Genomic DNA, 11,348 nt, shown 5'->3' on the forward strand with positions numbered 1-11,348 from the left:
CAACCAAAATAGAAAATAAGAACTTAGAAATCATAAAATACAAAGCTGCTTAAGAAAAAAATATTAATTTCATAAGCTTTATTAAGTGAGCCTATTTTTAAGGAAAATGTGGAAAAATTTATTCTCACCTTAAAAATCTCTATATAATTAAATTACTTAATACAAATATCCGAGAAAAAAAGTGATGTTGCAGAATAGATTTAACTATTCTGCAACATCACCAATATTTACTAACTTATTTAAATTTGATTATTCTATCAGCTTTTTCTTTAGATTTAGCTTTTTGAAAATAAGGTGGGAGATTATTTTTATGTGCATATATAAATAAAATAACTCCTATTATTACAAAACCAATTGAGACTAGCTGAGCAGTCCTAAGACCAAGTACATATAAGGAATCTGTTCTAAGACCTTCTACAAAAAATCTCAAAACTCCATAACCTATAAAATATATGGCTGTTTGCTTGCCCTTGCTTGGATTTTTCTTTCTATAAAATATTAAAAATAGAAATATTAGAAAATCTCCAATTGATTCATAGAGGAAGGTAGGATGAACCTTGACCCCATCTATTATAATTCCCCAAGGCAAGTTTGTTGGACCACCGTGAGCTTCAGAATTTGCAAAATTGCCCCACCTGCCTATAGCTTGGGCAAGAATAAGGGATGGAACCATAACATCTGTAAGATCTAATATTGGAATATTTTTATGCTTAGCATATATCCATAAGGCTATAAGTCCTGCAAATATTCCGCCGTGGATGGCAAGGCCTCCTGCCCTGAAATTTAGTATCTGGCTTGGGTTTGCTCCATAAAAATCCCATTCAAAAGCTACATACCAAAGCCTTGCTCCAATAATTCCTATTGGGAGGATTACAAAAAGTATATCGTAAATAAAGTCTTCTTCAAAACCTCTTCTTACAAATTCTTTCTTGGCAAATTGGGAGGAAATTAATATTCCTCCAATTATTATTATGGCATACCAATATATGTCTAGGCCAAAAATAGAAAAGGCTACCCTATCTATATTAAATTCCATCTTATTCCTCGCTTGGCATATCCCAATTGTGATATACTTCTTGGATGTCGTCATGATCTTCTAAAGCATCTATTAATTTGTTTAGCTTTTCATGATGAGAAGCATCTACTTCGATATTGTTAGCTATATATGAAATATTTGCTCTTTCTATCTCATAGCCCATTTTCTTTAGGCCTTCTACTGAATCATTGAAGTCGCTTACTTCTGTGAGCGCTTCATAAAAACCATCTAAATCATCAACATCACTAGCACCTACTTCTAGGGCATCCATCATAAATTGGTCAAAGTCTTTACCCTCTCCATCTACGATTATCTCTCCCTTTCTTTCAAATAAGAACATTACAGATCCATCTGTTCCAAGATTTCCGCCAAATTTATCAAAGATATGACGAACATCTGGTGCTGTCCTATTTTTATTGTCTGTTAGGCAATCTACTATAAAGGCAACTCCGCCTGGACCATATCCTTCATAAACTAATCTTTCATAGTTTTCTCCGCCTGCTTCACCACTAGCTTTTTTTATGGCCCTGTCTATATTATCATTTGGCATGTTATCTGCCTTTGCCATTTCGATAGCTGTCTTAAGACTTGCGTTATATTCTGGATCTAGTCCGCCTTCTCTAGCTGCTACTGTTATATTTCTAGCGTGTTTGGTAAAAATCTTACCTCTTTTTGCATCTTCACTACCTTTTTTATTTTTTATCTTACTCCACTTATTATGTCCTGACATTAAATCCTTCCTTTCTCATAGAGCATTAGCTCTTTTATTTTATTAATTTCTATATTGGCGCTTGTCAAATTTATTAGATCTTTTTCAAACTTCTCGTACTTATCATGTCTTACATAGATTTCAAACTTTACTATATCTGTGTAAGACTTGTCAATTACTTGATATTTTTCTTCGTTTATATAATTTTCTATCTGACCTAATAGATTATATGACAAAATTAATTCTACTACAAAATAATCTCTTTTGTAAATAAGATTTGGACCAATTGTATCAGCTACCCCTTTTGTATAAGCTCTTACAAGTCCTCTCTTGCCTAGAAGCTTGCCCCCAAAATACCTAGTTACAACTACACAAACATTTGTGGCTTCTTCCTTTTCAAGAACAGATAGCATGGGAAGGCCGGCTGAGCCTTGGGGCTCGCCGTCATCGTTATATCTTTTAATTTCTGGAGTCGTATTTATTATATAAGCTGTACAATTGTGGGTTGCATCCTTATGGTCTCCTCTTACTTCCTCTATAAAGGCTAAGGCTTCTTCTTCACTTTCCACATGCTTTGCCCTTGTAATAAATACTGACTTTTCAACTTCAAATTCTGAAGTCTTGACTCCTTCTATTGTTTTATAATCACCTGATGATATATTTGTTGAATTTGGCATAATCTTCCTTATTTATTTCAAAAGTAATATTAGTTCCATCGCTGTCATATTCAGTTTCTAATATATCGTAATTTGTCATCATATAATCAAGAACTGCTCCATCACTAAAGGATATGTGCATCTTTACCCTTGTATAATCTTCTTTTATGACCTTGACAATCTCTTCCTTTAGTCTTATCAAATCTTTATCTTCATGGGCTGATATGAATATTCTCTCATATTCACGTTTATAAAGACTTACAGCTGTCAGATCATCGACAAGGTCGATCTTATTAAAGACATAGATAATATCCTTGCCCTCAAGATTTATTTCATCAAGGGACTTTTCTATGGTCTTAATTTGACCTTCAATATTAGATGATGAATTGATAACAATTAATAGCATATCAGCAAATTTAATTTCTTCAAGAGTTGTTAAGAATGAATCATTTAATTCTTTAGATAGGTTATCTATAAAACCAACTGTATCTGTTAGAGTCACCTTAGTGTTTGAAAAATCAAGTCTCCTGGTAGATGTATCTAGGGTTGCAAATAACAAATCGTCAGAATATACAAATTTTTCCGAACCAAACAAATTCATCATCCCATTTAATATAGTAGATTTACCAGCATTTGTATAGCCTACTAGAGAAATATTAAATGAAGACTCCCTAGATTTTCTATTTGTGACTTTTGTCTTTTCGATATCTTTTAAGGATTTTTCAAGGGATTTTATATCTCTTACTATGGCTCTCCTATCGGTTTCAAGCATGGTTTCACCCGGTCCTCTGGTACCAATTCCTCCGGCCTGTCTGGATAGGTATGAAAACCACTTATTAATCCTTGGTAATTGATACTTAAGCTGGGCAAGCTTTATCTTAAGCCTGGCTTCACGGGTGTGGGCTCTTTGGGCAAAGATATCAAGAATAAGGCTTGTCCAATCTACAACTTTTAGCTTTAACTCTTCCTCTAGGTTATATAATTGGCTTGGAGATAATTCTACATCAAAAATTACTGTCTTTACTTCTAAATTCTCCGCAAGCTCCCTTATCTCTTCAAGCTTGCCCTTACCAATGTAAAATCTTGGATTAACCTTACTAACAACTTGGCTAACAAAAGCAACAGGCTTTCCACCTGCTGTATTTATCAAAGATTCTAATTCATATATTTTAATTTCTTCATCATCATCCCTGTCAAGGACATTGACTTGTATTACTTCTTGCATAAAATTCCTTTCCCTAAAGATTATACTTTTATCTAAAATTTAATAAAGTATGGAACTTACCCGCAAAAAATGATAAAATAGATATAGGTATAATTTACGAAATATAAAAAAATACAAATGGAGGCCATATGCATAAAAAAGCAGCCGCTATTATCATAAAAATTTTACTAATAGTTTTACTATTTTTAGGGTCGATTATGGTAATATTTGCAGGAATAACAGGTGGTGCAATGCTTGAAGTCATGAAGAGTGCACCAGAAATCGATGCTGACGCTATAAAAAATGAAATGAGTCAAAACTCAGTCATTGTAGATGAAGATGGCAATGAAGTAGATGCTATTGCTACAAGTCAATATAGGGAAATAGTTGATTATAACAAAATCCCTGATGACCTTAAAAATGCCTTTGTAGCAGTAGAGGATGAGAGATTTTATGAACACAAGGGAATTGATCCAATATCAATCCTAGGCTCTATGGTAGAAAACCTAAGGGCAGGAAGCATTGTAAGGGGTGGTTCTACCATCACCCAACAACTTGCTAGAAATACTTATCTTAGCAACGATCAAACCTATCAAAGAAAGATAAAAGAAATTTATCTAGCCCTAGAAATAGAAGAGCACCTAAGCAAAGAAGAAATCCTAGGAACCTACTTAAATAGGGTCTTCATGGGCCAAAATACCTATGGAGTTCAGGCAGCAGCCAAAACATACTTTAATAAGGATGTATCCGAGCTAAACCTAGCCCAATGCGCAGCCCTTGCAGGAATTGTCCAATCTCCATCAGAAAATTCCCTCTATAAGTCATTAAAGACCAGCGAAGTGACAAATGAAAAAGTCCTCGGTGAATTTACCATAGATGGGACAAAATATTCTGCAGTTTATAACGAAGCGCCAATAAAGCGAGAAGTATATATACTAGATAAGATGTTAGAATTAGGCTATATCGATAAGAAAGCCTACGATGGAGCTATGGAATTTGATGTAGCAAAATCTATAGAACCTGCCGAAAGAGCTAATACCGAAATCGCCTCATATTTCAATTCCCTACTTGAAAAACAAGTTGTAGCTAAACTTATGGAAAAATTAAATATGAGTGAAAACCAAGCTTGGGACAGGCTTTACTATGGTGGTCTTAAGATAACAACCACCATAGATACAGAGATGCAAAAAACTCTTGAAGATATCTATAGCAACTTCTCATCCTACCTCATGGGAGATACTTCAGGTTGGGATGTCGCTCCCCTACTTAAGATGAAATATGATAATTGGGGAAATATTATAAATACTGATGGCAAGCTCTTATATTATGCAAAAAGCAACTTCTTAAATGAAAATAATGATATAAGACTCTCACCTGATGATGCCCATATGGATGATGAAGGGAATATAGTTCTTACAACAAACAAGGCCTATCTAGATCAGGCAAAACTAGTCTTTAGAAACTATTATTCCCTAGATGATGAAAACAAAAACCTAAGAACCCACAGGACAGGAGATATAGACCTAGGTTCAAATAAAAATATATATTTAGATGATGAAGATAATATAGTTATTTCAAAATCTTACCTAAAAGATAACGAAAACTTATTTACAGCCTACGATGATGGAAGTTTTTCAATAAATAAGGACTATTATGATATAGACCTAGAAGGAACAATACAGCCACAATCATCAACAGTAATAATCGACCAAGCAAATGGACAAATCAAGGCTATCATGGGCGGACGTGACCAAAAAGGTATGAGAATCCTTGATAGGGCTTCATCTGTTCCTAGACAACCAGGTTCATCAATTAAACCAATAGCTACCTATACTCCAGCACTAGACAATGGCTTTAACCTTGCAACAGGTGTAGATGATGTACCTCAAATGCTAAATGAAGATGGCAAGCCTTGGCCAAACAACGTCTACGAATACTACATGGGAGTAAAGCCAATCAGAGAAGCTATAAAAATGTCATCAAATACAATAGCCGTTTCTACCTTGGATAAGGTTGGAATCGACACATCAATCTCCTACCTCAAAAACTTTGGCATAATCAAAGATAACGGAGCCGACAACTTCGTAAGCTCTGATGAGGATAAGGAAATAAATGACGAAAACCTCGCAGCCCTAGGTCTTGGAGCCATGACTCGTGGTCTAACAGCCCTAGATATGACAGGAGCCTATGCAGCTCTTGCCAACTACGGAAAGTATAATGAACCACTCACCTTCTCAAAAATTGTAGATTCTACAGGCAAGGTCCTATTTGAAGAAAAGGAAAAAATAAGTCACGAAGTAACAAGTCCAGAAACAGCCTACCAAATAACATCTGCCCTACAAGATGCTGGTAAGTTTTATGGCAATATCTACCTAAATGGAACAGAATTTGCCACAAAGACAGGTACAACAGATGATTACAACGACTTCTGGTGCCTAGGCTATACCCCATACTATACAGTAGGAATCTGGATGGGTTGTGATGATCAAAACATATCACTGACAGGTACATCAGCTGAAAGAGCTGCCCTCATGTGGAATGTAATAAATAACAAAATCCTAGATGGCTATGAAGCTGCAACATTTGAAGTACCAAAGGGCATAGTTTCAATGAAGGTTGATACTATGAGTGGTATGCTTCCAACCGATGCATCTTATGCAGACCCAAGAGGAACTGTCATCACGGAAATCTTTGGACCAAATAACCAGCCAACAGCAGAAGATAATGTCCACGAGTGGGTAAGCGTAGATTCAAGAAATAACCTCTTAGTAAGTAATCTAACTCCAAGTGAATTTGTGGTCTCAAGGTCATTCATAAATCCAAAGAGCAACTATGATCCAAGTAAATTCAACAACATCTATCCAAAAGACTGGAAACAAAGAGTTCCAAAAGCTTATTCTAACTTAGGTCAACCAGAACCTGAGGAAGAAGATGATGAGGATGAAAAAGATAAAGACAAGGACAAAAAATCTGACAAGGATAAGGAAAAACCAAAAGACCAAGAGTCAAAAGAAGAAAATCAAGAAAATCCACAACCATAGAAAAAGCCGCTTGAAAGTTTAAACATTTCAAGCGGCTTTATTTTTTATTACTTATTACGTCCTTGGATAAGGCCAAGTACAAATAATAAAATCACTGCACCGACAATGGCTGTAATGATTTGACCAAAAGTACCTGCGGCATAGTTTTTAAAGATGAAGTTACCTAAGTAACCACCAAGTATACCTACAAATATATTAGCAATACCTCCCATTTCGGCATCTCTTTTCATAATTCTACTAGCAATCCATCCTGCTAGGGCTCCTATAATTAGAGTCATAATAAATCCGTAATTTCCCATAATTACTCCTTTCATATTTAAAATTTCAAAGAAATTATTTTTATATTTACTACATTATTATATATATCCATTTTTAGACTTTTTAAACAATTATATTATAGATAAAAAACAAATTTCCTTATCTTTATGGTATAATAAACCTGGAAGGTGAAGTATGGAAAAGATTAATATTTTAATTATAGAAGATGAAGAAAGCATAAATAATATAGTGAAATCTTACCTAGCAAAGGAAGGCTATGGAGTATTTCAAGCCTATGATGGTGAGGAAGGTCTAAAAATATTTTTAAATGAAGATATTGACCTAGTTATCCTAGATTTGATGTTGCCAAAACTTGCTGGTGAGGAAGTTATAAAAGAAATCAGAAATAGATCAAAAGTACCTGTAATCATGCTATCAGCAAAAGTCGAAGAAGATGATAAGGTCAAGGGCCTAAGACTTGGGGCAGATGATTATATAACAAAACCTTTTTCTGCAAGAGAATTAATAGAAAGAATAAAGGCAATCCTTAGAAGGATTGAAAAATACAATATACCAAGAGCTGATATTATAAAAACCCTAGATGGTAGGCTTGAGATGGACCTTAAGTACAATAGATTTTTCAAAGATGGTGAGGAAATCTACTTAACCAAAAATGAATTTTCAATACTTAAGACCCTATTTTCAAACCCTAACAAAATCTATACCAGAGATGAGATAATCCAAATAACTTTTGGTTATGACTACGATGCCTATGATAGGGCCATAGATACCCACATCAAAAATATCAGACAAAAAATAGAAGATAATCCCAAAAAACCACAATATATCAAGACAATTTATGGGATGGGCTACAAGTCCGGTGGCATAGATGACAACTCTCAAGAATAAGATAATTAAAAACTTTATAGCAGGGATTCTCTCTTGTATCTTAGTTTTTTCAATTCTTATCACCTTGATGGTCACAATCAACTATAACGACTTATTTAGGCAGTTAGATGATAAGAGGCCAAATGAAATCTCAGATCAATTTATAAGACTAAATAACGATAAGGATATATCAAGCAAATTCATGTGGTCATATCTTGATAACATGGCCCATGATTCAAAAGTAGATATTGAATATTACGATGAAGCTGGCAAGCTTATAAAACATTTAGAAGGCCGTGATAAAAGCGATGATTCTAAGATTCTATCTAAGGAATATAATATCATCGATGATACAACAAACCTAAATGCCGGTAAAATTATAATCCGCTACAACAGGGACCTAACTGGTGTAAACGAAGTTAAAAACAACTTTACCCAGGCTGTAATTTATGCAATTACAATATCTCTTGCAATCGGAACAGTCATAGCTATAATCTTATCTACCAATATATCTAATCCAATTACTTCAATTGGAGAATCCACCCTCGCTATCAAGGAAGGCGTCTATGATCAGATTGAAGAGGAAACAGATATAAGAGAGATTGAAAATCTTAAAGATAATATAAATTTCCTCTCAAACAACCTCAAAAAGCAAGAATCAATTAGGAAACAATATGCCCAAGATATATCTCATGAGCTTAGGACTCCCCTAACCAATCTAAAGCTAACAATCGAGGCCATGAAAGATGGAATAATAGATGCAGATCCTGCCACTTTTGACACACTTACAGCAGAAATAGTAAGGCTTGAAGGCCTCATTGTTGGACTTAAAAATACCTTTGAGGAAAATGTTGCACATGCTGTTTTATCAAAATCCATGGTGGATGTAAGTGAGCTTGTCACATACATCGCAAAAAGTTTTAACGCAAAGGCAAAGCTTAATAATATCAGAATTAACACTTATATCGATGAAGATGTAAGGCTCTATACCGACAGAGATAAGCTAAGCCAAATCATTCAAAACCTAGTTTCAAATGCCATAAAAGCTATAGGCAAAAATGGTACTATAGAGATAAATCTGACTGAGGATGAAAAAGAAATACAAGTAAGTGTTAAAGATAGCGGTATAGGTATAAAAGAAGAAGATATACCAAGAATATTTGATAGGTTCTACAGAGTAGAAGATTCTAGAAATACCAAAGATAACGGAGTTGGCCTGGGACTTGCCATAACCAAAAACTTTGTCCTAGCCTTAGAAGGAAAAATAAGAGTTAAATCTAATCTTGGCTTTGGAAGCGAGTTTAATGTAGTCTTTGAGAAAAATAATAGGATGAACAATGACAAGAAGAAAGAAAAACACCTCTAGGAGGTCTAGAAAAGTAAATAAAAATAGCAAAGATAGGAATTCTTCACCAAAAAACCAAATCAGAGTTGTTAAAGATAGAAGGTCCATGGACAGGAGTGCCAAAGCCCGCCTAAGAAAAAGAAGAGAAAGGCAAAGAATATATAGGCAAAGGAGAATAGCTCTTCTTGCTTGCCTATTAATTGTTATCTTTATTCCAAGCTATCTTATCTACAAAAAAGTTAATTCCTACAAATTTTTAGATTATCCAAGCTTTAGGGATGAAGTTCTAGATGACATATCAAAAGAAGCTTTTGTGACTTCAACTGAAGGCAGGAGTCTAACAAGTGCTGAAAAATCCAGCGACTTCGATAAGCTTCTTGAATACATGGTTAAAAACTATGCTGTAGATAAAAACAATAGACAGTCTTATGAAGATTTTATCAAGCAAGGTGAAACATATAAGAAAAAAATTGCCAATTCAAAGACTGACCAAGAGTTTTTCACAATTTTGGGTAATTACCTCTCACTATTAAATGACCCAGCAAGCAAAATCCTAGATAAGGATACTTACGACGATTTGTTTGATTATTACAAAAATAAGGGTCAATCTCATATAAAAACTAGCCTTGAAAATCCTCAGGTTGTAAATAGATATAAGAGAATAATAAACGATAAGACCACAAGCAAGACAAATATAGCAATTGAATCAGCAAGCACCCTAAGGATAAGCCTTTCTGTCTTTAAACTTTCAGAGCTTAACACTATAATAGATGAGATGACCAAGGCTGTGACCTCTACCCCATCAATCACTAGAATTATTCTTGATTTAGAGGAAAACTCATCTATAAATTATCTCTTTGTAAATGAATTTGCGAAATACCTAATTCATCAAGACTATAACTTTGAAGATATCTTTTATTATAGGGGGTCTCTTTTAGGCAAAAACCTAGAAGATATCAAAAATTCAAATGAATCTGATTACCAAACCCCTTATATTAAAAATCAAGCAAGTAAAACAAACGAAAAACCAAGCTCTTTTAATCTTGGTGACTATTCCTACTATGATAAGGTGACACTTAAGATAAAAAAGGATAGCACCTTTGCTAATAGGGGAATCTATATTTTGGTAAACTCAAATACCGCTAATGAAGCTATTAGACTTGCTTCAATACTAAAGGATTCAGGGGCCTATGTAGTTAAAAACGCCCTAGATCCAAATCCAAATATGAATGATAGGATTTACAATATGATGCCAAGCCTCTTAGTGCTAGACCACTCAGGCCTTATTGTGAGCATAAGCACAGCTAGAGAAAAGGGCGAAAATAAGTATATAGAATATAATCAAAGAATCAATTCTAAAAATCCAATAGGAAGCATCCTATCTATCGCGGGTTAACCTTTAATTTTAAAATAAGCACCAAAAAACTAGGCTATTGACCTGAACCCCAAAATCCGGAATACGGATGGAGGGGTTTTAGTATGCCAAAATACACAAAAGAATTTAAAATAAAACTAGTAACGGAATATTTATCAGGAGAATCTGGAGGCAGCCCGATGGTTGCTAAAAAATATGGTATACCCGAAAGTTCATTACAAAACTGGATAATCAAATATCAATCAGGTGGATTTGATAACTTATGAAAAAAGCAAAATCAGGATAAATTCACTAGTGAATTTAAGCTATCTGTAATACAATATAGGCAAATCAATAATACTTCGCTTAGAGAGACTGCAGAACATTTCAAGCTTGTAAATGGATCTATGGTGTACAGATGGGAGAAAGCTTATCAAGAACGTGGTCTATCTGGGCTAGAAGATAATAGAGGAAGGCCTAAAAAAGACATGACCAAATCAAATAAAAAGTCTAAACTTAATACTCCAATAAACGAAACTGAAAGAGAAGAATTAATAAGATTAAGAGAAGAAAATAGACTTCTCAAAATGAAGATAATCTACGAAAAAAAGCTACAAGCCTTGCTCCTGGAAGAGGAAGCAGAAGCAAGGAAAAAACAAAGATAATCCTCAAGTTACAAAAAGAATATCCTAAAAGCAAGATAAGTGAATGGTTAGAAATATCTAAATTGCCAAAATCATCATACTATGAATGGAAGATAAAATTAGAAAGTCCAGTAGATAAAGATAAAGAAATTAGAAAAGAAATAACAACCATAGTAGAAGCATCAAAAGGTAGATATGGCTATAGAAGAGTAA

10 protein-coding genes and 1 pseudogene are annotated in these 11,348 nt (G+C 34.2%); 6 read left to right on the forward strand and 5 right to left on the reverse strand.

Going from position 1 to position 11,348, the window contains the following annotated elements; all coding sequences use genetic code 11:
- Positions 1-235: 235 nt before the first annotated feature.
- The 4 genes from lgt to hflX are packed head-to-tail and all read right to left on the reverse strand — an operon-like array spanning position 236 to position 3,626.
- Positions 236-1,036 carry a prolipoprotein diacylglyceryl transferase gene (gene lgt / locus NH288_RS10670; protein WP_106460641.1) on the reverse strand — a complete coding sequence of 267 codons (801 nt, stop codon included), beginning with the start codon at positions 1,034-1,036 and terminating at the stop codon, positions 236-238.
- A 1-nt stretch (position 1,037) separates the two neighbouring features.
- Complete coding sequence (locus NH288_RS10675; protein WP_106460642.1) at positions 1,038-1,766, reverse strand: YebC/PmpR family DNA-binding transcriptional regulator; 729 nt, start codon at positions 1,764-1,766, stop codon at positions 1,038-1,040.
- On the reverse strand, positions 1,766-2,422 hold the full coding sequence (locus NH288_RS10680; RefSeq protein WP_265215253.1) for a YigZ family protein: 657 nt from the start codon (positions 2,420-2,422) through the stop codon (positions 1,766-1,768). Before NH288_RS10680 ends, NH288_RS10675 begins: the two co-directional genes overlap by 1 nt.
- Entirely contained in the window at positions 2,391-3,626 is a 1,236-nt protein-coding gene (gene hflX, locus NH288_RS10685) for a GTPase HflX (RefSeq protein ID WP_265215254.1), read from the reverse strand. Before hflX ends, NH288_RS10680 begins: the two co-directional genes overlap by 32 nt.
- A gap of 128 nt (positions 3,627-3,754) precedes the next feature.
- Between hflX and NH288_RS10690 the strand changes: the two genes are divergently transcribed.
- The gene (locus NH288_RS10690; RefSeq protein WP_265215256.1) at positions 3,755-6,646 is read left to right on the forward strand and encodes a transglycosylase domain-containing protein; all 2,892 of its coding nucleotides are present in this window, start codon (positions 3,755-3,757) and stop codon (positions 6,644-6,646) included.
- Positions 6,647-6,693: 47 nt separating this feature from the next.
- Here the strand turns inward: NH288_RS10690 and NH288_RS10695 are convergent, their stop codons facing one another.
- Positions 6,694-6,945 carry a GlsB/YeaQ/YmgE family stress response membrane protein gene (locus NH288_RS10695; protein WP_106460646.1) on the reverse strand — a complete coding sequence of 84 codons (252 nt, stop codon included), beginning with the start codon at positions 6,943-6,945 and terminating at the stop codon, positions 6,694-6,696.
- A gap of 154 nt (positions 6,946-7,099) precedes the next feature.
- Between NH288_RS10695 and NH288_RS10700 the strand changes: the two genes are divergently transcribed.
- From NH288_RS10700 to NH288_RS10720, 5 genes and pseudogenes are all read left to right on the forward strand, one after another.
- Positions 7,100-7,813, forward strand: coding sequence for a response regulator transcription factor (locus tag NH288_RS10700; protein ID WP_106460647.1), 714 nt, complete (start codon positions 7,100-7,102; stop codon positions 7,811-7,813).
- Positions 7,794-9,158, forward strand: a complete 1,365-nt coding sequence (locus NH288_RS10705) for a sensor histidine kinase (RefSeq protein WP_265215258.1) — start codon at positions 7,794-7,796, stop codon at positions 9,156-9,158. Before NH288_RS10700 ends, NH288_RS10705 begins: the two co-directional genes overlap by 20 nt.
- Entirely contained in the window at positions 9,130-10,533 is a 1,404-nt protein-coding gene (locus NH288_RS10710; RefSeq protein ID WP_265215259.1) for a peptidase S41, read from the forward strand. Before NH288_RS10705 ends, NH288_RS10710 begins: the two co-directional genes overlap by 29 nt.
- An 83-nt stretch (positions 10,534-10,616) precedes the next feature.
- On the forward strand, positions 10,617-10,778 hold the full coding sequence (locus tag NH288_RS10715) for a transposase (RefSeq protein ID WP_265215260.1): 162 nt from the start codon (positions 10,617-10,619) through the stop codon (positions 10,776-10,778).
- A gap of 45 nt (positions 10,779-10,823) precedes the next feature.
- Positions 10,824-11,156: pseudogene (locus NH288_RS10720) on the forward strand (helix-turn-helix domain-containing protein); the annotation flags it as partial.
- Positions 11,157-11,348: the final 192 nt, after the last annotated feature.

The organism is Anaerococcus sp. NML200537 (genome assembly GCF_026131715.1).
GTDB lineage: Bacteria > Bacillota > Clostridia > Tissierellales > Peptoniphilaceae > Anaerococcus > Anaerococcus kampingae.